This is a genomic window from Stutzerimonas kunmingensis (genome assembly GCF_021432085.1).
GTDB lineage: Bacteria > Pseudomonadota > Gammaproteobacteria > Pseudomonadales > Pseudomonadaceae > Stutzerimonas.
Window position 1 is genome coordinate 1,692,656 of sequence record NZ_CP090366.1, and the last position, 26,993, is coordinate 1,719,648.

Genomic DNA, 26,993 nt, shown 5'->3' on the forward strand with positions numbered 1-26,993 from the left:
GAGTAGGTGGGTTGCTTCGATTAATGGGTGCGTAATATCGCTACAAACAATCGATAAAGTGGGTTATTCCTCTACCAGCAAGTCCCGCGCCCGGCTGTAGACGTAGCGCACCTTCTCGTATTCAAACGGCGAATTGAGCTGACCGTAGCGGAAGCTGGTGACATGCCGCGCATTGACGGCCCGCAGCGCCGTCAGGCTCAACTCGCCGCCGGTGGTTTCGGAATACTGCAGAAACTCCACCTGCCGCTCGACGGCGAAGTCGGCCACGCGGCCCGTGGTGTCGCGCAGGTTGGACGGGCCCAGCGCTGGAAGAATCAGGTACGGACCCTGGGGAACGCCCCAATAACCGAGGGTCTGGCCGAAATCTTCGCTCTGACGCGGCAGCCCCATGCGCGTTGCCGGGTCCCAGAGGCCGCCCACACCCAGGATGCTGTTGAACAGGAAGCGTGCGGTGGCATTCGCCGCGCGCTGGCCCTTGAGCTGAGCCAGGCTGTTGAACAGCGTCGGCACTTCGCCGAGGTTGCTGAAGAAGTTGCTCACGCCTGTGCGCACCGTCGGCGGCGTGACGTAGCGATAGCCGCGGACCACCGGCAGCATCACCCACTGATCGAGCCGATAGTTGAAGTGGTAGATGCGCCGGTTGACCGACTCGAACGGATCGTAGACATCCAGTGCCTGGAAGGTGGCGCGCTCGAACTCGCGCTGATCCAGACCGGGATTGAACTCCAGATTGCGCAGCGGATGGGTGAAACCATCCTCATCCACCTTCGGCGTGTCGGCGAAGGCCAGACCACTGGCCAGAAGCAACGGCAGCAGCATTCCTTTAGCCACGGAAGAACTCCAGCATGTGTTGAGTGTTTACGCGGTAGTTGAGGTTGCCGCAGTGGCCGCCTCGCGGATAAAGGGTCAGGCGATCACCGAAGGTACGGCGCAGGAAGCCGAGGTCACCCTCGCCGAGGATCAGGTCGTCGGCGTTGTGCATGACGGCGATCTTCGGACTCTGGCGCAGGTAATCCTCCAGTGCGTACAGGCTGACCTGCTGGATCAGCTGGGTCAGGCTGCCGCCGTCGTACTGGGCGCGCCACATCGGAATCACCTGCTCGGTGATGTAGCAGTCGAAGTTGCACAGCAGTGCGCGCTTGAAGAACGGCTCCAGACGGGTGCCTTCGTTGATCGGATACTCGGGCGGTGTGATCAGGCCGCGACGGTTGATCAGGTCGGAGGTGAAGGTGATATCCGCGGCGGAGAAGCGGAACACTGAACCGATGAGCATCGCCATCTGCTCGTCGCTGAGCTTCAGGTTCGATTGCTGGAAGTCGTAGAGAACGGCCTCGTCGAGGTCGATATAGCCCTTCTGACGGTAATAGCGCGTGAGCTTTTCCAGAATCACTTCGTAGAAGGTGGTGTGGTCGTTAATGCCTTCGACGCGGGTCTGCACCAGCTTGTCCAGGTTGCTGACCGAGGTGTAGAGGTTGACCGGCGGATTCAGCAGCAGCACGCGCTTGAAGTTGAAGCTGCGACGGGTTTCGTCCAGCTGGCTGACGAACGCGGCATTCAGGGCGCCGAGGCTGTAGCCGGTGAGGTGGTACTCGGTGACGGGCAGCTTGTGGTGCTGCGCGCGGACCGCCTGCATGACCCGGTACAGGTCTTTGGCATCGTCGCTGCTGATCCCGGGTGTTGCGTAGCGCGAGGCGGCGGACATGAAGTCATAGCTGGTCGGCGACGACAACTGCACCACATGGTAGCCGGCGCCGTAGAACAGACGCTTCAGGGCTTCGGTCTTGCCTGCCGAATAGCGCGCGCCGGTACCGGAAATGATGAACATGAGTGGCGCGGGGCCGCTTTGCCGAGCGAGCCGATAACGCAGCTTTTTGACCGGCCAGAAGTTGTCCGGGAGGGTGAACTCGCGTTCGGGACGCAGACGCAGGTTGTAGTCGGCCTGGTCGATATCGTCATCGGTCGGCACTTCGGCGCGTAGCTCGATGGGCGTACCGGCGATGGTGGCTTCGAAGGGGTTGGACAGCGGGAAGCCGTACTCCTCGACAGTCAGATCGGCGGCGTGGACAGGCGCAACGACCAGGGCGAGCAGGGCGGTCAGGCGCAACAACAGCTGCATGGTGCTTCTCCGTTAACAGGCCCGGTTGGCCTGTGGCAAGGCAGCGACGGCGTCCCGCGCTACCTGTCCCAATAGAACTGCATCGGCTGCACAACGCAAGCCAACTTCACTATGGCAGCGCGGTTGCGGATTCGATCCCTGCGCAGAATGAGAAATGACGACGGCGTCAGGCGTGATGGTGCAGCCAGGCATGTTTGGGGATGGGCATCTTGCTTGCCGGACTGCGTTCGAAACGCTGCCAGAGCTTCTCGTGGAAGTAGAAGCCCACCGAGTTGCACAGCGGTTCGACGGTGGCGACCAGGCCGCCAATGGCGATGCTGCCAGTCAGTGCATAGGTCACCGAAAAGGCGATGCAGAAGTGCATCAGGGTGAACGTCACGGTCTTCAGCATGGCCCCGTCTCCTTGTGCAGTCGAGAATCGTTCTCGCGATGAAGAGAGTCTGGTCGAGCCCGGGCAATGTCTGAAATCAACGTTTCGCATGTGCGACATAGCGCCACACTATTTGTATGTGGATTTGTTGCGGCGCCCCATTTTCCGCGGCTGAACGGCTCTACGACGGGTGTTTTTGTGAACTGCATTCAGACCAAAGTCGGGTGGTGTTCATCCGACCCAAGCCTAAAGTAGCCGCCCCTGCTCCCACCGGGGGGTAGCGACCGTGGAGACAGATTCCAATGCACAATGAAAATGTTTACCGGCAGATCTATGCCAATCCGCGTTTCCAGGAGCTGGTTGCCAAGCGCGGCCGTTTTGCCTGGCTGCTATCGGCCGTCATGCTCAGCGCCTACCTGGCGTTCATCCTGCTGATCGCCTTCGAGCCAAAGATCCTCGGCATTCCGCTGTCCGCCAATACCGTGACCACCTGGGGTATCCCGGTTGGCGTCGGGGTGATCTTCATGGCGTTCATCCTGACCGGTGTCTACGTGCAGCGTGCCAACGGTGAGTTCGATCGCATCAACCAGGAAATCCTCAACGAGGCACAGCAATAATGATCCTGCGTTTTCTGATGACTGCCCTGCTGTTGGCAGTCTCGCCTGTGCTTCTCGCCGATGCCATCACCGGCGAAGTCCAGAAACAGGCCACCAACTACACCGCCATCATCATGTTCGTGGTGTTCATCGTGTTCACCATGGGCATCACCAAGTGGGCGGCCAAGCGCAACACCTCCACGGCTGACTACTACACCGCGGGTGGTAGCATCACCGGCTTCCAGAACGGCCTGGCGATCGCCGGCGACTTCATGTCGGCGGCATCCTTTCTGGGCATTTCCGCGCTGGTCTACACCAGTGGCTACGACGGCCTGATCTACTCCATCGGCTTCCTCGTCGGCTGGCCGATCATCCTCTTCCTGATGGCCGAGCGCCTGCGCAACCTGGGCAAGTTCACCTTCTCCGACGTGGCGTCCTATCGCCTGGGCCAGACTCAGATCCGTCTGCTCTCGGCGTTCGGTTCGCTGATCGTGGTGGCCTTCTACCTGATCGCGCAGATGGTCGGCGCCGGCAAGCTGATCCAGCTGCTGTTCGGCCTGGACTACTACGTAGCCGTGGTGCTGGTCGGTGTGCTGATGGTCATGTACGTGCTGTTCGGCGGCATGCTCGCCACCACCTGGGTGCAGATCATCAAGGCGGTCCTGCTGCTGTCCGGCGCCTCTTTCATGGCCATCATGGTGATGAAGAGTGTCGGTTTCGACTTTGGCAGCCTGTTCGCCGAAGCAGTGAAGATCCATGAGAAAGGCGCTCAGATCATGAGCCCGGGCGGCCTGGTTTCCGATCCGATCTCGGCGATCTCCCTCGGCCTGGCGCTGATGTTCGGCACCGCTGGCCTGCCGCACATCCTGATGCGCTTCTTTACCGTCTCTGACGCCAAGGAAGCGCGCAAGAGCGTGTTCTACGCCACCGGCTTCATCGGCTACTTCTACATCCTGACCTTCATCATCGGCTTCGGCGCGATCCTGCTGGTCAGCACCAACCCGGACTTCAAGGACGTGACCGGCGCCATCGTCGGCGGCACCAACATGGTCGCCATCCACCTGGCCAGCGCGGTGGGCGGCAACCTGTTCCTCGGCTTCATCTCCGCGGTCGCCTTCGCCACCATTCTCGCCGTCGTGGCGGGTCTGACCCTGGCCGGTGCCTCGGCGGTTTCCCATGACCTCTATGCCTGCTTGATCAAGCAGGGCAAGGCGCGGGAAGAGGACGAGATGCGCGTAACCAAGCTGACCACCCTGAGTCTGGGCGTGGTGGCGATTCTGCTCGGCATCATCTTCGAGAAGCAGAACATCGCCTTCATGGTGGGCCTGGCGTTCTCCATCGCCGCCAGCTGCAATTTCCCAGTGCTGTTCCTTTCCATGTACTGGAAGGGCCTGAGCACCCGTGGTGCGCTGTTTGGTGGCTCGCTGGGGCTGTTCACCGCGTTGCTGCTGACCATCATCAGCCCGACCGTGTGGGTCGACGTATTCGGCTTCGCCGAAGCGATCTTCCCCTACAAGTACCCGGCGCTGTTCTCGATGGCTGCGGCATTCGCCGGCATCTGGTTCTTCTCGGTCACCGACAAGTCCAAACGTGCTGGAGAGGAGCGCGAGCGCTTCTTCGCCCAGTTCGTTCGTTCGCAGACCGGCCTGGGGGCTACTGGCGCTGTCGCGCACTGACGTCCAGCCGGCAACACAAGAGGGCAGCCTGCGGGCTGCCCTTTTTAATGCCTGCAAGGAGGGCTGTCATCTGGCTGCAACAGCCCCATCCTGCACCCATATTGCCTGCCCAGAACCGCGCGGTCAGCCCCATCAGCCGCGGGTTTGCCAAGGGCATTCAGCAGTCTGATGGATGCCGGTCCGTGCCCCGGCATTCGCTAGACTCGCTGCCACTACCCGAACAACAAAAGGCAGCACAACGATGCACAACCGCATGATGATTACCGGTGCCGGCTCCGGACTTGGTCGCGAGATTGCCCTGCGCTGGGCGCGTGAGGGCTGGCAGCTGGCGCTTTCCGATGTCAACGAAGGCGGCCTGGCGGAAACCCTGAAAATGGTCCGCGAAGCGGGCGGTGACGGCTTCACCATGCGCTGCGACGTGCGTGACTACAGCCAGCTGATCGCCTTCGCCCAGGCCTGCGAGGAGAAGCTTGGCGGCATCGATATCGTGGTCAACAACGCCGGTGTGGCTTCCGGCGGCTTCTTCGACGAGCTGTCGCTGGAGGACTGGGACTGGCAGATCGCGATCAACCTGATGGGCGTGGTCAAGGGCTGCAAGGCGTTCCTGCCGCTAGTACAAAAGAGCAAGGGCAAGATCATCAACATCGCGTCGATGGCGGCGCTGATGCAGGCACCGGGCATGAGCAACTACAACGTGGCGAAGGCCGGCGTGGTGGCGCTGTCGGAAAGCCTGCTGGTCGAGCTGCGCCAGGCCGAGGTCGGCGTGCATGTGGTCTGCCCGTCGTTCTTCCAGACCAACCTGCTGGATTCCTTCCGCGGCCCGACGCCAAACGTGAAGGCGCAGATCGGCAAGCTGCTGGAGTCCTCGCCGATTACTGCGGCGGACATCGCTGACTACATCCACCAGCAGGTCGCCAAGGGCGAGTTCATGATCCTGCCGCACGACGAGGGCCGTATGGCCTGGAAGGTCAAGCAGCAGAACCCTCAGGCGATCTACGACGAGATGGCGCTGCTGGCCGAAAAGAAACGCGCCAAGAGCAAGGCGCTCTGAGACTGCCCGGCCGCTTCGGCGGCCGCTGCGGTTGCCTCGGGGAGGGGCGGGGAGTAGGGTTGCCTGTCCGGCTTTTTTCGCCGTAACCCTATGGATCGCTTGTGAAATTTCCCTCCCGCGGGCTGCTGATGCTGGCGCTGGTCCTGGCTGCCATCAACCTGCGCCCAGGTATTACCTCCTTCGCTCCGCTGATCGAGCGCATCGCCGAAGAGCTTTCGCTTTCTCGCGGTCTGATCAGTCTCACCACGGCCTTGCCGGTTCTGCTGATGGGCTTGCTCGCGCCCCTGGCGCCGCGGCTGGCAGTGCGTTTCGGGCTGGAGCGCAGCATCGCGCTGTGCCTCGGGCTGATCGGCGTGGCATTGCTGTTGCGGCTGTTCGGCCACAACGCCGTTCTGCTGATCGGCACCGCCGGGCTGGTTGGCGCCGGGATCGCCGTCGCCGGGCCGCTGCTGTCCGGTTTCATCAAGCGCTACTTCCTCGAACGCATGGGCCAGACCGCCGCCTGGTACTCGCTGAGCATGGCGGTCGGCGGCACCCTCGGCGTAGTGGTGACGGCGCCGGCCACCGAGGTGATGGGGCAGGACTGGACGCGTGGCCTGGCGCTCTGGGCGTTGCCGGCCCTGGCTGCGCTGCTGATCTGGTCGCGCTTGCCCAATCAGCCGGAAGCCGCCAGCGAGAGTCGTGCCGGTTTGCCCTGGAAGGAGCCTCGGGCCTGGTTGCTCAGTGTCTACTTCGCCCTTCAGGCCGGGCTGTTCTACGCGCTGGCCACTTGGCTGGTGGCTCGTTATCACGAGGTTGGCTACAGCCTGCTGCAAAGTAATGCGTTCTTCAGTGGCTTCATGCTCATCGGCCTGCCGAGTGCCTTTGCCATGCCCTGGCTGGCGCAGCGGCTGGGCAATCGGCATCGAATCATGGCGGCGTGCGGCGGGTTGGCGACCCTTTGCCTGGCAGCAATCGCTCTGGCACCGAGCTGGCAACCCCTGGTGGTCTGCATGCTGCTCGGCGTCGCGCTCAACGGCACCTTCTCCCTGGCGCTGATCTCGCCGATGTACGAAGCCAATACTCCGTTGGCGGTCAGCCGGCTGACCGCGATGATGCTCTGCACCGGCTACTGCCTGGCGTGCCTGACTCCGGTACTGGCCGGGCTCGGGCGTGATCTGGCGGGTGACTATCGCATGCCGTTCCTGGTCCTCACCGGCATGGCGGCATGCATGTCGTTGTTGGCGATGCGCCTGCGGCCACGGCATCAGGATTGCTGAACCGTCCCGAGGCTGTGGCCTGTTTCACCACTTCCCAAGCCGCGGGTGACCCGCCCGCCGCGCTGTGCTAGAAAGCTCGCCGTCCCAGTTCATCCCTGCGTTTCGGAGTTTCGAGTGGAGTCTGAATCCATCGTTTATGGCTGCATCCGTGATTGGCCTTCCGCCGACCCCGAGCAGTGCCGCCAGCGCCGGGCGAACAATCTGGCTGCCGTGCAGGCGTTGCCGCAGGGCGAGGCCTGGCCCTTCATCGGTCGCGAAATGTTTTCCTTCTGCCGTAACGAGGAACTGGGCCTGTACCAGACCCAGGTGATCCACTTCGGTGCCAGCTACCGCGCAGTGGAGTACGAGTGGGCGCTCTGGGTCCAGCGTTTCGAGGAGCTGCTCAAGCAGTTGTACTGGACCAGCGCGGTGGTGCACCTGGAAACCGAGCTCAACGGCACCCACACCTTTCGCTGGGAAACCGATACCGGCAGCCACAGTCCGCAGCAGAGCGACCTGCGCATGCGCTGTGCCTGGGAGCGCGAGAGCGGTCTGTTCGGCTGAAACGCGCGGCGTCGTTCAGTCCAGCCACTCGCGCGGCACATCGCGCCTAAGGGCCAGCTGGCATTGCTGACTGTCGGGGTCGAAGACGATCACCGCCTCCCCCTTCTCCAGCGCGCGGCGCACCCGTGTCACCCGGGTTTCAAGCGGGGTTTCGTCACCATTATCGGTGCCGTCGCGGGTGACGAAATCTTCTATTAGGCGGGTCAGGGTGTCCGGTTCGAGCTGGTCGTGCGGTATGAGCATGGGATTTCTTCGGGTGAGCCGGTTTGCCACAAGGCCGGCGGACGTTAGCTCGCGCCGCCCTGCAGGTAGCTGTCCAGGCAAGCATACAGCTGCCGGCTCTCCAGAGGTTTACCGATGAATTCATCCATACCCGATTCCAGGCCGCGCTGACGGTGCTCTGCCAGTACGTGGGCGGTCACGGCGATGATCGGCACGGCCTGTAATTCAAGCTCCGCTTCCAGCTTGCGTATCCGCCGGCTGGCTTCGAAGCCATCGAGCTCCGGCATTTCGCAGTCCATCAGGATCAGTTGCACGGCTTCCGGATCGCGACGATAGAGGTCCACGGCCTGGCGTCCGTTGTCGGCGAGCTGAACCGCGTAACCGCGCTTTTTCAGCAGGCCGCGCACCACCATCTGATTCACCGGATTGTCCTCGGCGACCAGAATGCAGGGTTCGCGGGGTGGCTGCTCTGCTGGTGCAACGTCGGTCGCTTCGCTAGCCTGCTGAGGCGCTGGAGTGTATAGCGCCTGCAACGCCTCACGCAGCGGCGTGCTCTGCAGCGGTAGCGCCAGGCTGATCAGACGTAACCCAGGCGATGGCGGTGGCGGCTCGTGGACCGGCGAATAGAGCATCAGCACCCGCTGATTCGCCTCCAGATGCGGGCGAAGACGCTCCAGCCACTGCGCCGGACTACCCGGCCAGGGCGCTAGCAGAACCAGCAGTGGCGGGGCGGTGAAGTCAGACAGGTAGTCCGGCAGACATTCCGGGGTCTGGCAGCGCTCGGTGCGCATGCCCCAGCGCCGCAGCAGATGGCTCAACGCTTCGAGGCCCTCGGTATCCTGCGAGGCGAGCAGCGCCGGGCGGCCGCCGAGCAGATGGGCGAGGGGGTCTTCCGTGTCGCTAGCGCTTTGCAGCGGGATTTCGAAGCAGAAGCGACTGCCGCGGCCTGGTGCGCTCTGCACCTCGATATGGCCGTTCATCATTTCCACCAGCTCCTTGCTGATCGCCAGGCCGAGCCCGCTGCCGCCATAACGTCGGGTGGTACTCGAATCGCCCTGGGAGAAGGACTCGAACAGTTGCGCCAATACTTCCTGACGCATGCCGATACCGCTGTCGCTGACGCAGAACACCAGGCGCCGGGTGCCTTCCTGAGTCTGGCGGCAGGAGACTTCGAGCAGTACGTGGCCGTGCTCGGTGAATTTCAGCGCATTGCTCAGCAGGTTCATCAGAATCTGTTTGAGTCGCGTGGGGTCGCCACGAATCCGTCGCGGCACGCCGGGCTCCAGGCCTACGTGCAGGCTCAGCTGTTTCTCCAGCGCCTGCGCGGTGAACAGCCGGATGGTTTCGGAAATCAGGATTTCCAGATCGAAATCGATGTCTTCCAGGCTGAGCTTGCCGGAGCCGATCCGGGCGTAGTCGAGGATGTCGTTGATCACCGCCATCAGCGAATTGCCGGAGCTGGAGATGGTATCCAGGTAGAACTGCTGGCTGCGGTCCAGCGGCGTTTCACGCAGCAGTTGCAGCATGCCGAGCACGCCATTGAGCGGAGTGCGGATCTCGTGACTCATCTTGGCCAGGAAGCGGCTCTTGGCTTCGTTCTCGCTGGCGGCCCGCTCGGCGGCCTCACGCGAGCGGTAGCCCTCTTCCTTGAGCAGGTTGATGCGATCGGCCAGGCCGATGGACAGGGTGATCAGTTCGAAAGCGACGCTGGCCTTGACCACCGCCGCTCCGTACAGGCCGAACAGTTCGAAACCCAACGAGCCGGCCGTGACCAGAATGAACGAGGCCAGCAGCACGCCCCAGGCCAGCGTGTAGTAGACGCCATAGCGCACGCCGCGACGCCAGACGAAGGCGCCGGTGACAAGCAGGCCGACCGAGGCGGCGATCACCGTGATGCTGGCCAGGATGCTCCAGGTCTGCACGTCCAGCAGCAGCCCGGAAACCATGCTGCCGAGGGCGATCAGCAGCGTGCAGCGCAGCACCAAGTCGAGCCGTGGAAAGAGCTCGCGGGTGTGCAGGAAGTGGCGGCTGAACTGAATGGCGATCAGGCAATGGCTGAACATCAGGACGTAGATGCCCATGGCCACCAGCCCGCCGTCGTCAGCCAGCCATTTGACCAGCAGGCCGTCGAAGGAGAGCGCGAACAGCCCGACGTTGAGGGTGTAGACCAGATACCAGAAGTACGCCGGCTCGCGCAGCGAGGCGAAGAGGAACAGGTTGTAGCAGAACATCGCAAACAGCACGCCGTAGAAGGCGCCGCTGATGCCGCTCAACTCCTGTTGCTGGGCCGCGCTGGCGTTGTAGCTGCTGAAGTACAGCGGCACGTAGAGCGTGCTGGTGGTCTTGATGCGCAGCAGAAGGGTGGTTTCGCCCGGAGGCAGATCGACGGGAAACCAGAAGTCGCTGACCTTTACCGGTCGATCCGCGAAGGGGTAGCGATCCCCGCTCAGCTGCCTGCTGATGCTGCCGTCGGGGTACTGCAGGAACAGCTCAATGTGGTCGAGCAGCGGGTAGTTGATTTCGACGAAGCCGCCGAGCGGTGCGTCCAGCTCGTTGACCAGTCTGGCGCGTAACCACCATGTCGAGCTGTTCTTGCCCTCGTTCACATGGCCGCTCTCGACGGTGCGCATGCGCTCGTCCGCGAATGCCATGACTTCATCGACATCCAGCGCGCCATCCGGGTCCTCGAGGTAGAGGGTGCCGCTTCCGAGTGACTTGCGCAGGTCGGGTGAATCGAACACGACGGGCGAGATTGCCCAGGCTTGGAGCGACAGGCAAAACAGCAGCAAAGCCAGGCATGAACGCGGCGTCATGTTTCGTTCCGGAAGAGGCGCGCCCGAATGGGCGACACATATTAGTAGAGCGATGTGACGGTACCGATTCCTTGGGCTCTACATGGCGCCTTCAGAGTGCCGCACGTCCTTGTCCGGTTAACTTTGCCGAGTTACACGCCGAGCGGCAAGCGTCTACTGTGCGAAGCAGGCGCCTGGTCACGTAAGCCGATGGCTCAACTATCACGCTCCTGGGGTTGGTGCTGGCGCCCGATCAGTGTGTCGACGGGTGGTACACGGGTGTCGTTCTCCATCTGCGCATCATGTTCCAGTTGATGGCTGAAGCGTTCCAGCGAGTCCTTCGAGTGCTGTGAGTCGCTGGCGAAGACCGGCTGGCTGAGCATGTAGCCGCAGAGCAGGCGGCTCATGGCCGCGAGGCTGTCGATGTGGGTGCGTTCGTAGCCATGGGTGGCATCGCAGCCGAAAGCCAGCAGCGCGGTGCGGATGTCGTGTCCCGCTTCGACCGCCGATTGGGCGTCGCTGTGGTAGTAGCGGAACAGATCGCGGCGCACCGGGATTTCGTTCTCGCTAGCAAGCTTTAGCAGGTGGCGCGATAAGTGAAAGTCGTAGGGGCCGCCGGAATCCTGCATCGCCACGGTTACCGCGTGCTCGCTGGAGGCCTGGCCCTTGGCCGCCGGCGCGATGTCGATCCCGACGAACTCGCTGACATCCCAGGGCAGGGCGCCGGCGGCTCCAGAACCGGTTTCCTCGGTGATGGTGAACAGCGGATGTACATCGATGGGTGGTTCGCGGCCGCTTTCGACGATGGCCTTCAGTGCCGCCAGTAGCGCGGCGACGCCAGCCTTGTCATCCAGGTGACGGGCGCTGATGTAGCCGTTCTCGGTGAACTCCGGCATTGGATCGAAGGCGACGAAATCACCGACGTTGACCCCTAGCGCGCAGGTTTCGTTGCGGCTGTAGGTATAGGCGTCCAGGCGCAGTTCGACGTGGTCCCAGCTGACCGGTGCTTCATCCACGGCAGTGTTGAAGGCATGCCCCGATGCCAGTAGCGGTAGTACGCTACCGCGGATAACTCCGGTATCGGTGAAGACGCTGACGCGGCTGCCCTCGGCGAAACGGCTCGACCAGCAGCCCACCGGGGCCAGGCCGAGGCGGCCGGTATCCTGAATCTCGCGAACAATGGCACCGATGGTGTCCAGGTGCGCCGCGACGGCGCGATCCGGGCTGTAGCGCCGGCCCTTGAGTGTGGCGCGGATGGTGCCGCGGCGGGTCAGCTCGTAGGGGATGCCCAGCTCGGCCAGGCGCTCGGCAACATAGCGCACAATGGTGTCGGTGAATCCGGTGGGGCTGGGGATGGCGAGCATCTCCAGCAACACGCGTTGCATGTAGTTGAGATCGGGTTCGGGGAGTTTTGCGGTCATGGGAGCTCCTGTTGACGGTGCTTTTTTAGCCACCGGATGGAGTGAATGTCGGAGAACGGGACCCGCCATAGTGACGAGCGACCTGTGGCGACCCGGCTTGGTGCCGGGTCGCGCCAGACTCAACCTGCGGTGCTGAGCGGGAAGAGCAGGTCGATGAAGCGTTCGGCGGTCGGCTGCGGCTGATGATTGGCCAGGCCGACGCGCTCGTTGGCCTCGATGAAGACGTACTCCGGCTGGTCCGGTGCCGGCACCAGCAGGTCCAGGCCCACCACCGGGATATCCAGTGCGCGGGCGGCGCGTACGGCGGCGTCGACCAGCTCGGGGTGCAGTTGCGCGGTGACGTCTTCCAGCGTGCCACCGGTATGCAGGTTGGCGGTGCGGCGCACCGCGAGCCGGTGTCCGTCCGGCAATACACTTTCGAAGTCGAAGCCGGCGTCGCGCAGGCAGCGCTGGGTTTCCTCATCCAGCGGAATGGAACTCTCACCGCCGGTAGCGGCCTGGCGCCGGCGGCTCTGCTTCTCGATCAGCGAACCGATGCTGGTGCGGCCATCTCCGATGACTTCCGCCGGGCGGCGTATCGCCGCGGCGACCACCTCGAAACCGATCACCACGATGCGCAGGTCGAACCCCGGATGAAAGCTTTCCAGCAGCACGCGGCTATCGTACTGCCGGGCGCGCTGGATGGCGTCTTCCATTTCGGTCGCATCGCGCAGGTCCACGGCGACGCCCATGCCCTGTTCGCCATCCACCGGCTTGACCACCACGCTGCCGTACTCGGCGAGGAACGCGGCATTTTCCTTCGGGCCGGCGGCCAGTTGTTGCGCCGGAAGACAGATGCCGGCCTGAGACAGGGTGCGGTGGGTCAGGCGCTTGTCCTGACAAAGCGTCATGCTGACAGCCGAGGTTAGGTCGGATAGCGACTCTCGGCAGCGCACCCGCCGGCCGCCCTGGGTCAGGGTGAACAGACCGGCTTCGGCATCGTTGATCTCGATCTCGATACCGCGCCGCCGGGCCTCGTCGACGATGATCTTTGCGTAGGGATTGAGCTTTGCTTCCGGGCCAGGGCCGAGGAACAGCGGCTGGTTGAAGCTGTTCTTGCGCTTGACGGTGAAGGTCTGCAGGTCGCGGAAGCCCAGCTTGGCGTACAGCGCCTTGGCTTGCTGGTTGTCGTGCAGCACCGACAGATCGAGATAGGCCAGGCCGCGGCCCATGTAGTGTTCGATCAGGTGACGCACCAGCGCCTCGCCGACGCCCGGCCGCGGGCAGCTTGGCGAAACCGCCAGGCACCACAGGCTGGAGCCGTTTTCCGGATCGTTGAAGGCGCGGTGGTGGTCGATGCCCATCACGCTGCCGATGATCTGCCCGGAGGTCTCGTCCTCGGCCAGCCAGTACACCGGGCCGCCCTGTTCGCGAGGGGTGCAGCGCTCCGGGTCGACTGGCATCATGCCGCGCGCCTGGTACAGGCCGTTGATGGCCTGCCAGTCCGCTTCGCTCTGGGCACGGCGCACGCAGAAACCGCGGAAACGCTTCTGCGCAGGGCGGTAGTCGGTGAACCAGATACGCAGGGTATCGGAGGGGTCGAGGAAGAGTTGCTGCGGTGCATAGGACAGCACCTGATGTGGCGCGGCGACGTACAGCGCGATATCGCGCTCGCCCGCCTGCTCGTTGAGCAGTTCGGCAGCGAGTTGGGCGGGATCGGAGTAGGTGTGGCCGACCAGAATGCGACCCCAGCCGCAATGCAGGATCACCGGGCCGCAGGGCTCCTCCTGACCGTCCTCGGCGAAGCGTGCCTGCAGCCGCTGGTAGGTCGGAGCCTGACCGCGCAACAGACGCTGACCGTAGGCTTGGGACTTCTGCATGGTGCGTTCCTTGATGCTAAGTCACGAACCGGCAGCGGCGGGGCGATGTGCTCGCCCCCGTGGCGCGTGGCAACCGCAGCCGTTCGTGAGCGGGTTATCGGGGCCGTCGTGGCCTGGCGCCTGCATCGGCCACCGTCAAAGGCCTTGCTCGCTCAACCATAGGTTGACCGCCGCTAGCTGCCAGAGTTTTGAACCGCGCAGCGGCGTGAGCTGGCCATCCGGATCGGCGAGCAGCTTCTCCAGTGCCTGCGGGTTGTAGAGGCCGCGTTCCTGGCTGGGGTCGAGCAGCATCTCGCGAACCCAGTTCAGCGTCGCACCCTGCAAGTGCTTGAGGCCCGGCACCGGGAAGTAGCCCTTAGGCCGGTCGATCACCTCGGCAGGAATCACCTGGCGCGCCGCTTCCTTGAGCACATACTTGCCGCCCTCGGGCAGCTTAAACCTGGCCGGGATGCGCGCCGACAGTTCGGCTACGCGGTAGTCGAGGAACGGCGTGCGCGCCTCCAGGCCCCAGGCCATGGTCATGTTGTCGACGCGCTTGACCGGGTCATCGACCAGCATCACTGTGCTGTCGATACGCAGCGCCTTGTCCACCGCCGCATCGGCGCCGGGCTGGGCGAAGTGCTGACGGACGAAGTCGCCGGAGAAGTCGCCCTGGACCCACTGCTGCTGCACAGTCTCGGCATATTCCTCGTACGTGCGATCGCGGAACGCGGCGAGGTAGGCCGCCACCGGGTCTTCGGCGCCGTCCACCAGCGGATACCAGTGGTAGCCGGCGAACAGTTCGTCCGCACCCTGGCCGCTCTGCACCACCTTGCAGTGCTTGGCCACTTCCCGCGAGAGCAGGTAGAAGGCGATGCAGTCATGGCTGACCATCGGCTCGCTCATCGCCTGGAAGGCGGCCGGCAGCTGTTCGAGGATTTCCTTTTCCTGAATGCGCAGCTGGTGGTGGCGCGTGTTGTAGTGCTTGGCGATCAGATCCGAGTACTTGAACTCGTCGCCGCGCTCGCCGCCGGCATCTTCGAAGCCGATGGAAAAGGTCAGCAGGTTGTCGGCCACGCCGGCTTCACGCAGCAGGCCGACCAGCAGGCTGGAGTCGACACCGCCGGAGAGCAGTACGCCGACATCCACCGCGGCGCGCTGACGGATCGCCACCGCCTCGCGCATGGTGTCCAGGGTGCGCTGTTTCCAGTCTTCGAAGCTGTAGTTGCGCTCCTCTTCTCGGGCGCCGAATTCCAGCTCCCACCAGCGCTGGGTGGTGGTCGCGCCATTGGCGTCGACGCGCATCCAGCTCGCCGGCGGCAGCTTCTCGATACCGGCGATCAGCGTGTCCGGTGCCGGAACCACGGCGTGGAAACTCATGTAGTGATTCAACGCCACCGGGTTCAAAACACCGGCGATATCGCCGCCCTTGAGCAGTGCCGGCAGCGACGAGGCGAAGCGCAGGCGCTGGTCGGTGCGCGACAGGTAGAGCGGCTTGACGCCGAGACGGTCGCGGGCGATGAACAGCTGCTGGCTGTCGCGCTCCCAGATGGCAAAGGCGAACATGCCGTTCAGCCGCGGCAGCAGCGCTTCGCCCCAGGCATGGAAGCCCTTGAGCAGCACTTCGGTATCGCCTTCGGAGAAGAAGCGGTAGCCCAGGCCTTCCAGCTCAGCGCGCAGTTCCGGGTAGTTGTAGATGGCGCCATTGAAGACCATCGACAGGCCGAGGGCCGAGTCGATCATCGGCTGGCCGGACGCCTCGCACAGATCCATGATCTTCAGGCGTCGGTGACCCAGGGCGAGTGGGCCCTGGCTGTGGAAACCGCACGCGTCGGGGCCGCGCGCAGTCAGGTGTTGAGTGATGCGTTCAACCGCAGCCAGATCGGCCGGGCGGTTATCGAAGCGAAGTTCTCCAGCTATGCCACACATAAGATCCTTACCGGTTTTGCCGTTGGGGAGTGTGACTGGCCCGTCACCCGCGAAGTTCAGCCTTTCGGATCAGCGCAGCGGCGCCGATGCGGCCGGGAACAGGTCAGTCAGCTTTTTACACCAAAACAAAAAAATGATTTGATGTCAAAGTTAGTTTTCGCAAGAAAAGCCGCATATGACTGAAGAAACAGTTTTAAACGAAAGCAATAGTGCCGGGCTGGAAGCCTTCGAAATGCCGCTGTTTCAGGCCATGCGCCGGTTGCAGCAGGACGCCGAAGTACATGCCAAGCGTCTGGCGCGCTACGGAGGCTTGAGCCCTGTGCAGCTGATGATCCTGCAGGTGCTGGCTAGCGAAGGGCAGTTGACCGCAAGTGACCTGAGCCGGCGCGTCAGCCTTACCGCAGCCACGCTTTCCGGGCAGATCGACCGGCTGGAGGAGCGCGGGCTGTTGCAGCGCCAGCGCGACGACCAGGACCGCCGCCGCCAGTGGCTGCTGCTCAGCGATAGCGGCCGCGCCTTGTTGCAGCAGGCGCCAGCGCTGCTGCCACCGGAATTCCGCGCGCGTTTCGCCGCCTTGCCGCAATGGGAGCGCCACGCGCTGACCGCCGCGCTGCTGCGTGCCGCCGAGCTGTGCGGCGACATGGAGTGAACACCTAGGGGTCTGTTCCCGTTTCATCGCGAGCCCGCGAATGAAACGGGAACAGACCCTAGCGCGAGTTCTTCAGGCTTTCCACGGTCAGCTCCAGCGCCTTGCGCATGTCCAGCCGTGCTGAGCGACCGACATCGCGATCATCCAGTCGATAGCCGCGCTCGGACGGCAGGATCGGCGCGGTAAGGTCATCCGCCTCGGCGGGCTCGAAATCCGAGTCGCGGCCGATGGTCATGGCGCTGCGGCGTAGCAGTTCACGCACCTGATCCGGCTCCAGCCCGGGATTGACCGAAAGCATCGCACCCACCGCACCGGCGACCAGCGGCGTGGCATAGGAAGTGCCGCAGTGCACGTCGCCGCGCTGCTCGGGATCGAGAGTTGCTGCACGGGTGCAGGCGGCGGCGGTGATGTCCACGCGCATATCGACGTTGGATGATTTGCGCTTGCGTACGTAGTCGGGGTGCTCCACCGAGACCTTTTTCCGGTCGTTGCGCTCATGGCCGCCGACCACCAGCAGCTGCTCGGTGATGAACGAGGAGGGCAGTCGATAGTCGTCACGCCCGGAGTGGGCCGAGCCATTGCCGGCGGAGTTGATCACCAGCACGTCGGGATGTTCGCGGCGCAACCAGAGGAAGAATTCCTCCAGCAGCTCCTCGTAGCCGCTCATGGCAATTCCCGAGCGCAGCAGCGAATCCACCGGCTCGCCTTCCACATCCACCGTGCCAATGCGGTGGATGCCCCAACTCCAGTTGAGGATGCGCGCGCCGTCCTCCACCAGATTCACCGAGGCCGCGACGTTGGCCGTGATGCCGGCGTCCGAGTTGCGCTCGACGATCACCTCGAAGCCCGGCCCGGTACCGTCCAATGCACTGAGAAAGCCCTGGTCGCGGGCATCGCTGGCATGGGCGGCGAGGATGCCGGCGACGCTGCTGCCGTGATTGTCCGGCCGGTCGGCGTCGCGGGCGTAGAGGCAGGTGCGCTGCTGCTGTGGATCGCAGGGTTCGAGGTACTCGGCGAAATGCGGTGCATCGAAGTCCACCGCGCGTTCGATGATGCCGATACGCACCGGCTGTTTTTCGCCGGCGCGCTGGCCGGCGGGAATGCGTTCGCGGTAGTAGTCCACCGCATCGAGGAAGCGGTTGGCGGCCCACTCGCGGTTCTGCGGACGCTTCTGATCCGCGGTCTTGCCGGTTTCCTGCTCGTCGTTCTCGGCAGCCGATTCCTCGATCACCACGGCATCCACACCCACCTCGCTGCCCAGGCGCAGCACCATGGCGTCGCGCTCGGTCAGGTCTTTCACTGGTAGGCGCAGCTGATAGGTGTTCAGCGGCGGTATGGCGCCGACGACTTCGGCACCGTACTTCTTGGCGAGCTGGCGCGCCTTGTCCAAGCCTTCGTGATCCTCCTCGATGATCAGGCTGACCAGGTCTACATAGGTGGTCAGGTCATCCATGTTGCGCGCCACTTCGTCGGGTTTGGCGGCGAGCACCTGGCTGCGACCGGCCGAGAGCCAGACCGGATTGCTGCGTAGCCCGTCGCGCTCAAGCCACAGCGGGCCGCTGCGCACCGCGTCCGCCGCAAGGATCAGACGCAGCTGCTCACCGTCGCGCTGGAGCTTTTCGGCAGCCACTCGCTCGCCGTTGAGGTGCAGCTGCACCTCGCCACGGGGCAAACCTTTGGCGCTCAGGCACCAGCTCAGCGAATCTCCGGCAAAGAGGTCGCCGCAGCGCTTGAGCTGGGTGATGCGGATTGGATCTTCTGCAGCTACTGGAAGGGTGGCGAGGGCACTCAATAGCCCAAGGCCGAGGGTGAACAGGGCGCAAGCGCGTGCAGGCATGGCTCAACGTCGCTCGAGGTAGTTGACGCTGAAAAGCCCGCGCCGGTCGGTCCACTGACCGCGACAGTCGAAGCCGGCGGCATCGGCCAGGGCAGCGAAGGATTCCAGCGTGTACTTGTAGGAGTTTTCCGTATGCAGGCTTTCCCCAGCATCGAAGTGGAAGCGCCGGCCTTCGATGGTCACGTCCTGCGCATCGGGGCTGATCAGGTGCATCTCGATGCGCGATTCGGCCTCGTTGAAGAAGGCGCGATGGACGAAGCGTGACGGGTCGATGTCGCTGTCCAGCTCGTTGCGGATGCGCTGCAGCAGGTTGAGGTTGAAGGCGGCTGTGACATGAGCGCGGTCGTTGTAGGCCGCTTCCAGCACCGCACGATCCTTGACCAGATCGACGCCGATCACCAGGCCGCCGCCGGCCGGCAGCACATCGTGCAAGCGCTGCAGAAAGGCCGCGGCCTCGCCTGGGGTGAAGTTGCCGATGCTGGAACCGGGGAAGAACATCAGCGGGTGCTCGCTGGAAAAATCATCCGGCAGGTTCAGCTCGTTGGAAAAGTCGGTACAGGCGGCATGCACCTCCAGCCACGGGTAGTCCGCCGCCAGCCGCTGGGTACTGCTGAGCAGGAAGTCCTCGGAGATGTCGATGCCCAGATAGCTGGTCGGGTGCAGCGCCTCCAGCAGCAGGCGTACCTTGCGACTGGCACCGCTGCCCAGCTCGATCAGGTCGCTGTGAGGGCCGGCGATGTCGAGGATGTCGTTGGCAGCCTCGGCGAGAATCTGCTCCTCAGTGCGGGTGATGTAGTACTCGGGCTGCTGGCAGATCTGCTCGAACAGCTCGGACCCGCGCCGATCATAGAAGAACTTAGGCGAGGCCCATTTCGGGCTCGCGGCGAACCCGGCGAGGGTTTCGTCGCGCAGCGAGGCGTCGTGTGGCTGTTGCAGCTGATCGTGAAAGTGAATTGCCAGCGCCATGTTCAGAGCCCTCTGGCCAGGCGCAGCCCGGCGAACTGCCAGCGCATGGCCGGCTGGAAGAAGTTGCGGTAGGTGACCCGTAGGTGGGATTCCGGCGTGGCGCAGCAACCGCCACGCAAGACCATCTGGCCGGACATGAACTTGCCGTTGTACTCGCCGAGGCTGCCCTCCAGCGGGCGAAAACCCGGATAGGGCAGGTAGGCGCTGGCGGTCCACTCCCAGACATCGCCGAACAGCTGCCTCGGGCCGTCATGGCCGGGCGGCGCGGCGACCGGTTGCAGGTAGTCGCTTTCAAGGAAATTGCCGCGCAATGGCTGGTCGGCGGCGGCGACTTCCCATTCCGCTTCGCTCGGCAGCCGCGCACCGGCCCAGCGTGCGAACGCATCGGCCTCGTAATAGCTGATGTGACAGACCGGTGCCTCCAGGTCCAGCGGGCGCAGACCACCAAGGGTCATCTCGTGCCAGCTGGCGTCCTCGCGCAGCCAGTACAGCGGAGCGTTCCAGCCGGCCTGCTGGATCAGGTCCCAGCCGTCCGACAGCCACAGCTCCGGGCGGGCATAACCGCCGTCAGTGATGAACGACAGGTATTCGCGGTTGCTCACCAATCGTTCGGCAAGCTGGAAATCCTCGACGAACTGGCGATGTCGCGGGGTTTCGCAATCGAAGGCGAAATCGCTGCCGGCATGCCCGATGTGCTGCACACCGCCGGCGTATTCATGCCAGCGCGGGCGCTCGGGGCTGCTGGGCCGGGGCTGGGCGAGATCGTCGCGATAAACCGGGTGCAGCGGGTTCTGCGCGAGGATGTGCTTGATGTCCATCAGCAGCAGTTCCTGGTGCTGCTGCTCATGCTGCAGGCCGAGGCCGACGCGGCGGACGATTTCGGCAGCCTGCTCGCGCGGCGGATTGCTCAGCAGTTCGCCCATGGCCTGGTCGACGTGGCGGCGATAGCGATAGATCTCGTCCACTCCCGGGCGGGACAGCACACCGCGCCGTGCCCGCGAAAAGGGCAGGCCATGGGTCTGGTAGTAGGAGTTGAACAGGTAGTCGTAGGCCTCGTTCAGCCGCCGGTAACCAGGCAGATAAGGCAATAGCAGAAAGGTCTCGAAGAACCAGCTGACGTGCGCCAAGTGCCATTTCGGCGGGCTGACTTCCGGCGTGCTCTGGATGACGTAATCCTCGACCTGCAGCGGCGTGCAGATCGCCTCGCTGGTGGCGCGTACCTGCCGGTAACGCTGCAGCAACAGGTCGAGTTCGGCGAGTACCGGATGCGAATGTGGCTGCTCTGCCAGGTTGCCCATGGCTGTCCCCCTCGGGTTTGACGACCGAAACGGCCTCCCATAGCGACCCGGCGCAGCGGGCAAAAGTTTCTGCCGGCCGGCCCGGCAAAGTTGAAGAAGAACCGGCGGCGCCCTGGTCACTCTGTATGAGCAAAGCAGGGGATCGAACCATGCGAAAGTTGTCAGTTTTGGGTTCCGCAGCGCTGTTGGCTGCCTGCGGGCAACACAATACGGCGTCCTACACCGACGCCGCGGGCGCGCCGAAAAGCGCCGAGACGCGCACCCTCGAGGCCGGCGCAAAGCTGTTGCAGGGCAAGGCGCCGCTGAATGCTGTGAGCGCTTACCTCAACGGCTTTCACTTCTATAACGGCGACATGGACGGGCAAATGGAGGCCCACCACTACGTCACGCGGCTGAACGAGGACGTGATGCAGGCGCTGATCTACGACGGCAATGGCAGCGATGCCAAGCTCATGGGCGTCGAATACATCATCAGCGCGCGCCTGTTCGCGACACTGCCCGACGATGAGAAGATGCTCTGGCACAGCCACGATTACGAGGTGAAGTCCGGCGCGCTGGTCGCCCCCGGCCTGCCGCAGGTCGCGGAAAAGCAGCTGATGGAACAGGTGGTCAGCACCTATGGCAAGACGTGGCACACCTGGCATACCGACCGCGACAAGGAACTGCCCTATGGAATTCCGGCGCTGATGATGGGATTTACCGCGGATGGCCAGCTGGACCCGGCGCTGGAACAGGCCCGTGACGACCGTCTCGACGTGGATACCCAGGCGATCCGTCGCAGTCGCGAGTCGATCCCGCAGCCGACGGTCGATCCGGCGGCAAATGCCTGGGAGAAAGGTGAAGTGATTCAGCTGCAGCGGGTGCGGGGGGCCGGCGAGCATCGCCACGGCGATGGGGCCGGACGGGCGGAAATCATCGAGTCGGGACGCCTGCAACAACAGCAACAGCGCAGCGATGAACGCTGAGGTTACTGATCGCCGTCGACCGGGGGCGTCGGGCGAATCAGGATTTCGTTGACGTCGACATGGGCCGGCTGCGACAGGGCATAGACCACTGCGCGGCCGACATCCTCCGGTTGCAGGGCATAGGCTGGCGGCTTGTCGAACAGCGGCGTGTCGACCATGCCCGGCTCGATCAGAGTGACTCGCACACCGCTGCCGCGCAGTTCTTCGCGCACGCTCAGACCCATCCCGGTCACCGCCCATTTGCTGGCGCTGTACATCGAACCAGGAATGACGAAGCGCCCGGCTGCCGAGCCGGTGAGCAGCAGATGACCGCGGCTGGCCTTCAAGGCGGCCAGCGTGCAGCGCAGGGTCAGGCCAACGCCGTAGACGTTGGTCAGCAGCATGGTTTTCCAGACTTCGGGATCGGCGCCGCTGAAACCGCCGTCGCTGCCGGGGATGCCGGCGTTGGCGTAGACGGCATCGAGCTGGCCGTAGTGATCGAGCACGCGTTGCACCATGGCTTGCTGCTCGGCGTAATCGGTCACGTCGCAGCGAATGGCGAGGGCGCGCTGCGGCCCGATTTCATCGACCAGATGCTGCAGCTTGTCCTCGGAGCGCGCGGCGAGCGCCAGCCGGTAGCCGGCCGCCGCTGCCAGGCGTGCGGTTGCCGCGCCGATACCGGATGAGGCGCCGGTGATCAGCAGCACGTGGTCGCTCATGGCCGCTCCTCAGTAGTTCGGCGTGGTTTCCGGAATGGCGCTGTCGTCGGTGATGAACGGCATGCTCCAGGGTTCGAGGGTGCAACCCTTGTCGATCAGCTCCTGACGGGTCTGCTCGATCACCTGTGCCATGCGCAGCGGGTCGGCGTAGTCGCGCACCTGCGCCACGCGGGTGATTTCCTCGCCGCTGCCGTTCATCACGGTGAAGCCGAAGCTGTCGTCCTCGGGGTTGGCGCTGGTCACGCAACCACAGGGCAGGAAGGCTTCCGAGGCCAGTTGCATGGCGTTGTCGAGGCTGAGCGGGGTGGTGGTCATGGTCATCTCCGTTGCGTTGCGGATGTTTCAAGTTGACCGCCATATCCCATGGCCGTTTCCCGACCGCCGACCGGCTGTCGCTTGTGCAAAGGCCGGGGCGCCACCATATTCATCGGCATGACCACGTCATCCGTCGATCCGCTTGGCCGTTTCCACCCCGCCGTGGCGGGCTGGTTTTCCCGCAGCTTTCCCGCACTGACGCCGGCCCAGGCGGCTGCCTGGCCCCTTATTCGTGCCGGTCGTTCGACCCTGGTGGCCGCGCCGACTGGCTCGGGCAAGACGCTGACCGCATTTCTCGCCGCCATCGATGACCTGGTGCAGCAGGGGCTGGCCGAGGGCGGCCTGGCCGACGCGACGCGCGTGCTCTATGTCTCGCCATTGAAGGCCTTGTCCAACGACATCCATATCAACCTGGAGGAGCCGCTCGCCGGGATCACCGCGGAGCTGGCGCGTCTGGGGCTACCAGCGCTGGAAATCCGCACCGCGGTGCGTACCGGCGACACGCCGCAGGCCGAGCGCAACGCCATGCGCAAGCGCGTCCCGCATATCCTCGTCACCACGCCGGAATCGCTCTATGTGCTGCTCGGCTCGGCGTCTGGGCGCGAAATGCTCGCCGATGTGCAGAGCGTGATCGTCGACGAGATTCACGCCATCGCCGGCAACAAGCGTGGCAGCCATCTGGCGCTGTCGCTGGAGCGACTGGAAGCGCTCTGCAATCGGCCGCTGGTGCGGGTCGGCCTGTCGGCGACGCAGAAGCCGATCGATGCGGTGGCGCGCTTTCTGGTCGGCGTCGAGCGACCGTGCGAGATTGTCGACATCGGCCATGGCCGCGCCCGCGACCTGGCGCTGGAAGTGCCGCCGGTGCCGCTGGAGGCGGTGATGAGCAACGACGCCTGGGCGCTGGTCTACGACCGCTTCGCGGCACTGGCTGGCGAGCATCGCACCACGCTGGTGTTCGTCAACACGCGGCGCATGGCCGAGCGCACCACCCGCCACCTGGCCGAGCGGTTGGGTGCAGAGGTGGTCGCTGCGCATCACGGCAGTCTGGCCCGCGAACAGCGGCTGAGCGCCGAGCAGAAGCTCAAGCGCGGAGAGTTGCGGGTGCTGGTGGCCACTGCCTCGCTGGAGCTGGGTATCGACATCGGTGATGTCGAGCTGGTCTGCCAGCTGGGATCGCCACGCTCGATTTCGGCTTTCCTGCAGCGGGTCGGGCGCGCCGGGCACCAGGTCGCCGGGGTGTCCAAGGGGCGGCTGTTTCCCAGCTCCCGCGACGACCTGATCGAGTGTGCCGCGCTGCTCGACGCCGTGCGTCGTGGCGAGCTGGACACGCTGAATATCCCGCACGCGCCGCTGGATGTGCTGGCGCAGCAGATCGTCGCGGAGGTGGCCTGTCGGGAATGGGAGGAGGAAACGTTGCTCCAGCTGTTCCGCCGCGCGATGCCCTATGCCGCGGTCGACGACGCGACCTTCCAGGCACTGCTGCGAATGCTCGCCGAGGGCTATACGACCCGCCACGGAACCCGCGGCGCCTATCTGCACCGTGATCTCGCGACGCGCAGCCTGCGTGGCCGGCGCGGTGGCCGGCTGACCGCACTGACCTCCGGCGGCACCATCGCCGACAACGCCGACTATGCCGTGCTGCTGGAGCCGCAGGGGCTGAATATCGGCACGGTGAACGAGGACTTCGCGGTGGAGAGCCTGGCCGGCGATGTGTTCCAGCTGGGTAACACCTCGTATCGCATCCTCAAGATCGAGTCCGGGCGGGTGCGTGTCGAAGATGCTCAGGGCATGCCGCCGAGCATTCCCTTCTGGCTGGGCGAGGCGCCAGGGCGCAGCGACGAGCTGTCCTTTGCCGTGGCGCGGCTGCGTGACGAGATCGATCAACGGTTGGCTGAGGGGGCGGCGGTGGGCAGGGTGGACCTGTCGCCCGCCATCGATTGGCTTACCGGCACCCTTGGCCTGGCGGAAACCGCCGCGCGACAGATCGTCGAATACCTGGCGCGTGCCCGCTCCGCACTTGGCGCCTTGCCGACTCAGCAGCGGCTGGTGATGGAGCGCTTCTTCGACGAGTCCGGCGGCACCCAGCTGGTCATTCACTCGCCCTATGGCAGCCGCATCAATCGCGCCTGGGGGCTGGCACTGCGCAAGCGCTTCTGCCGCACCTTCAACTTCGAGCTGCAGGCGGCGGCCACCGAGGACGCCATCATTCTTTCGCTGTCCACCAGTCACAGCTTTCCGCTGGCGGAAGTCTGGCGCTACCTGCATTCGGCCAGCGCCGAGCAGGTGCTGATCCAGGCACTGCTGGATGCGCCGCTGTTCGGTGTGCGCTGGCGCTGGATCGCCACCACGGCACTGGCGTTGCCGCGCATGGCCGGCGGACGCAAGGTCGCGCCGCAGCTACAGCGAATGAAGAGCGACGATCTGCTGGCCACGGTCTTTCCCGACCAGGTTGCCTGCCTGGAAAACATCGTCGGCGAGCGCGAGATTCCCGATCATCCGCTTGTACGCCAGACACTCGATGACTGCCTGCACGAGGCTATGGATAGCGAAGGCTGGCTCGTGCTGTTGCGGCGCATGGAGGGCGGCGAGGTCGAACTGCTGGCGCGTGATCTGCCCGCGCCGTCGCCGCTGGCCATGGAGATTCTCGGCGCGCGGCCTTACGCCTTTCTCGACGATGCGCCGCTGGAAGAGCGCCGCACCCAGGCGGTGCTCGCGCGGCGCTGGAGCGATCCGGAGTCGGCTGACGATCTGGGCGCGCTGGACCCGGAAGCGATCGCCGCCGTGTGTGAGGAGGCCTGGCCCGAGGCGCGCAGTGCCGACGAGTTGCACGAGGCGCTGACAGCGCTCGGTTGCATTGCCGAAGCCGAGACCGTCGCACAGTCGCAATGGGGCGAATGGCTGGCCGAACTGGCCCGTGGCGGCCGCGCGACGCGCATGGAGGTGGCGCACGACCGCTTCCTCTGGTTGCCGCTCGAGCGCCTGATGCTGCTGCGCGCGGTCTATCCGCAGGCCCCGTTCCAGCCGCATCTGCAGGCGCCCGGCGGCTACGATCAGCCAATCGAGGAAGAGGCTGCACTGGTCGAGCTGATTCGTGCGCGGCTGAGCGGCTTCGGCCCGCTGCCGGTGGCGTTGATCGCGCGGCCGCTGGCGTTGCCGGCCTCTGCCGTCGCGGCGGCGCTGGTCCGTCTGGAAAGCCAGGGTTACGTGATGCGCGGGCGTTTCAGCGCTGGCGCAGTGGAGGAGGAGTGGTGCGAGCGGCATCTGCTGGCGCGTATCCATCGCTACACGGTCAAGCGCCTGCGGCGGGAGATCGAGCCGGTCGAACGTGTCGATTTCATGCGCTTTCTTGCTGACTGGCAGCATCTTTCCGCGACCACGCGCATGCAGGGGCGCGAGGCGCTGGCCACTGTCGTCGAACAGCTGGAGGGCTTTCAGGCCGCCGCCGCAGCGTGGGAGGCCGATCTCTTGCCTGCGCGCCTGAAGGATTATGGCGGCACCTGGCTGGACGAGCTGTGCCGCTCCGGTCGCATTGTCTGGACGCGGCTGGCCGGGCGACTCAGGGCCGGCGGCGGGCCGGTGCGCGGCACGCCGATCGTGCTGCTGCCGCGGCGCCAGTTACCGACCTGGTATGCACTGGCCAGCGACGCGCCGGCGCCGGAACTGTCTTCACGGGCACAGCGGGTGTTCGAATGCCTGAACGCCCAGGGCGCGCTGTTCTTCGATGAGCTGCAGCACGACGCGCATCTGCTGCGCAGCGAACTGGAGGATGCCCTTGGCGAGCTGGTGGCGGTGGGTTTGGTGAACGCCGACAGCTTTGCCGGTCTGCGCGCATTGCTGGCGCCGGCGAGCAAGCGCTCGCGCACGGCCCGGCGAAGCCGCGGGGGTGCCTTTATCGGCGGGATGGATGACGCCGGCCGCTGGGCACTGGTGCGCAAGTCTGGAGCGGGCGAAGAGGAGGCAAGAACACCAGCGTTCGATGCAGAGGCACTGGAGCACATTGCCCGTGTGCTGCTGCGCCGTTACGGCGTGGTGTGCTGGCGCCTGCTGGCGCGTGAAGCGGACTGGTTGCCGCCCTGGCGCGACCTGCTGCGGGTCTACCATCGGCTGGAAGCCCGTGGCGAGATTCGCGGCGGGCGCTTTGTTGAGGCGGTGGCGGGCGAGCAGTTCGCTCTGCCGGAGGCGCTTGGCTTGCTGCGCGAGGTGCGCAAGCGGCCGCTGGCCGGCGAGATGCTGGCGGTGTCCGCGGTCGATCCGTTCAATCAGCTCGGCACCTTGTTGCCGGGCGCCAGGGTGCCGGCCCTGGCGGCAAATCGGATCCTTTTTCGCGACGGGTTGCCGGTGGCTGTGCTGGCGGCGGGCAAGCCGCAATGGCTGGTCGAACTGGACGAGGATGCCCAGCGCGAGGCGCGCCGCCTGCTGACGCCGGCCAGACGCTGAGTAGTTAGTAGCCTG

21 protein-coding genes are annotated in these 26,993 nt (G+C 64.7%); 8 read left to right on the plus strand and 13 right to left on the minus strand.

Annotated elements, in window-relative coordinates; translation table 11 throughout:
• Positions 1-63: 63 nt before the first annotated feature.
• The 3 genes from LW136_RS08105 to LW136_RS08115 form a co-directional block, all read right to left on the minus strand.
• Positions 64-819: an MlaA family lipoprotein gene (locus LW136_RS08105; protein ID WP_125877429.1), complete on the minus strand. Its 756-nt coding sequence runs from the start codon at positions 817-819 to the stop codon at positions 64-66.
• Between the two features lie 4 nt (positions 820-823).
• Positions 824-2,116 carry an alpha/beta fold hydrolase family protein gene (locus LW136_RS08110; protein ID WP_234174927.1) on the minus strand — a complete coding sequence of 431 codons (1,293 nt, stop codon included), beginning with the start codon at positions 2,114-2,116 and terminating at the stop codon, positions 824-826.
• Between the two features lie 166 nt (positions 2,117-2,282).
• Positions 2,283-2,507: a DUF2061 domain-containing protein gene (locus LW136_RS08115; RefSeq protein WP_014819793.1), complete on the minus strand. Its 225-nt coding sequence runs from the start codon at positions 2,505-2,507 to the stop codon at positions 2,283-2,285.
• 281 nt (positions 2,508-2,788) lie between these two features.
• On the opposite strand from LW136_RS08115, the gene LW136_RS08120 reads away from it, so the two are divergent.
• The 5 genes from LW136_RS08120 to LW136_RS08140 all read left to right on the plus strand — a co-directional run bounded on the left by LW136_RS08120 (position 2,789) and on the right by LW136_RS08140 (position 7,611).
• Entirely contained in the window at positions 2,789-3,103 is a 315-nt protein-coding gene (locus LW136_RS08120; RefSeq protein WP_003301253.1) for a DUF485 domain-containing protein, read from the plus strand.
• Positions 3,103-4,758, plus strand: a complete 1,656-nt coding sequence (locus LW136_RS08125; protein ID WP_234174928.1) for a cation acetate symporter — start codon at positions 3,103-3,105, stop codon at positions 4,756-4,758. The genes LW136_RS08120 and LW136_RS08125 overlap by 1 nt, the downstream gene beginning before the upstream one ends.
• Positions 4,759-4,999: 241 nt before the next feature.
• Positions 5,000-5,809, plus strand: coding sequence for an SDR family oxidoreductase (locus LW136_RS08130; protein ID WP_014819796.1), 810 nt, complete (start codon positions 5,000-5,002; stop codon positions 5,807-5,809).
• Positions 5,810-5,937: 128 nt separating this feature from the next.
• Positions 5,938-7,068, plus strand: coding sequence for an MFS transporter (locus LW136_RS08135; protein WP_234175241.1), 1,131 nt, complete (start codon positions 5,938-5,940; stop codon positions 7,066-7,068).
• Between the two features lie 114 nt (positions 7,069-7,182).
• Positions 7,183-7,611, plus strand: coding sequence for a hypothetical protein (locus LW136_RS08140; protein WP_003301247.1), 429 nt, complete (start codon positions 7,183-7,185; stop codon positions 7,609-7,611).
• A gap of 15 nt (positions 7,612-7,626) precedes the next feature.
• Here the strand turns inward: LW136_RS08140 and LW136_RS08145 are convergent, their stop codons facing one another.
• The 5 genes from LW136_RS08145 to LW136_RS08165 all read right to left on the minus strand — a co-directional run bounded on the left by LW136_RS08145 (position 7,627) and on the right by LW136_RS08165 (position 15,813).
• Positions 7,627-7,854: a YheU family protein gene (locus LW136_RS08145; protein ID WP_234174929.1), complete on the minus strand. Its 228-nt coding sequence runs from the start codon at positions 7,852-7,854 to the stop codon at positions 7,627-7,629.
• A gap of 44 nt (positions 7,855-7,898) precedes the next feature.
• Entirely contained in the window at positions 7,899-10,646 is a 2,748-nt protein-coding gene (locus tag LW136_RS08150; RefSeq protein ID WP_234174930.1) for a hybrid sensor histidine kinase/response regulator, read from the minus strand.
• A gap of 194 nt (positions 10,647-10,840) precedes the next feature.
• Positions 10,841-12,046 (minus strand): osmoprotectant NAGGN system M42 family peptidase, encoded by a 1,206-nt coding sequence (locus tag LW136_RS08155; RefSeq protein ID WP_014819799.1) that lies wholly within the window; start codon positions 12,044-12,046, stop codon positions 10,841-10,843.
• Between the two features lie 119 nt (positions 12,047-12,165).
• Positions 12,166-13,905, minus strand: coding sequence for an N-acetylglutaminylglutamine synthetase (gene ngg / locus LW136_RS08160; RefSeq protein ID WP_179484550.1), 1,740 nt, complete (start codon positions 13,903-13,905; stop codon positions 12,166-12,168).
• A gap of 135 nt (positions 13,906-14,040) precedes the next feature.
• Positions 14,041-15,813, minus strand: a complete 1,773-nt coding sequence (locus LW136_RS08165; RefSeq protein WP_014819801.1) for an N-acetylglutaminylglutamine amidotransferase — start codon at positions 15,811-15,813, stop codon at positions 14,041-14,043.
• A 175-nt stretch (positions 15,814-15,988) separates the two neighbouring features.
• Here LW136_RS08165 and LW136_RS08170 point away from each other — a divergent pair, with 175 nt between their 5' ends.
• Entirely contained in the window at positions 15,989-16,462 is a 474-nt protein-coding gene (locus LW136_RS08170) for a MarR family winged helix-turn-helix transcriptional regulator (RefSeq protein WP_104097083.1), read from the plus strand.
• Between the two features lie 58 nt (positions 16,463-16,520).
• On the opposite strand, the gene LW136_RS08175 is transcribed toward LW136_RS08170, so the two are convergent.
• Genes LW136_RS08175 through egtB form a run of 3 tightly spaced genes read right to left on the minus strand, consistent with a single transcriptional unit; the run spans position 16,521 to position 20,563 of the window.
• Entirely contained in the window at positions 16,521-18,299 is a 1,779-nt protein-coding gene (locus LW136_RS08175; protein WP_234174931.1) for a S8/S53 family peptidase, read from the minus strand.
• A gap of 3 nt (positions 18,300-18,302) precedes the next feature.
• Positions 18,303-19,265, minus strand: a complete 963-nt coding sequence (gene egtD / locus LW136_RS08180; protein ID WP_003285636.1) for an L-histidine N(alpha)-methyltransferase — start codon at positions 19,263-19,265, stop codon at positions 18,303-18,305.
• A 2-nt stretch (positions 19,266-19,267) separates the two neighbouring features.
• A complete protein-coding gene (egtB, locus tag LW136_RS08185) occupies positions 19,268-20,563 on the minus strand; it encodes an ergothioneine biosynthesis protein EgtB (protein ID WP_234174932.1) in 1,296 nt (431 codons plus the stop codon).
• Positions 20,564-20,712: 149 nt separating this feature from the next.
• On the opposite strand from egtB, the gene LW136_RS08190 reads away from it, so the two are divergent.
• On the plus strand, positions 20,713-21,528 hold the full coding sequence (locus tag LW136_RS08190; RefSeq protein ID WP_234174933.1) for an OBAP family protein: 816 nt from the start codon (positions 20,713-20,715) through the stop codon (positions 21,526-21,528).
• A 2-nt stretch (positions 21,529-21,530) separates the two neighbouring features.
• Here LW136_RS08190 and LW136_RS08195 read toward each other — a convergent pair whose 3' ends face one another.
• Positions 21,531-22,226: an SDR family oxidoreductase gene (locus LW136_RS08195; protein WP_234174934.1), complete on the minus strand. Its 696-nt coding sequence runs from the start codon at positions 22,224-22,226 to the stop codon at positions 21,531-21,533.
• 9 nt (positions 22,227-22,235) lie between these two features.
• Complete coding sequence (locus LW136_RS08200) at positions 22,236-22,541, minus strand: hypothetical protein (protein ID WP_014819807.1); 306 nt, start codon at positions 22,539-22,541, stop codon at positions 22,236-22,238.
• A gap of 117 nt (positions 22,542-22,658) precedes the next feature.
• Here LW136_RS08200 and LW136_RS08205 point away from each other — a divergent pair, with 117 nt between their 5' ends.
• Complete coding sequence (locus tag LW136_RS08205) at positions 22,659-26,978, plus strand: DEAD/DEAH box helicase (protein ID WP_234174935.1); 4,320 nt, start codon at positions 22,659-22,661, stop codon at positions 26,976-26,978.
• Positions 26,979-26,993: the final 15 nt, after the last annotated feature.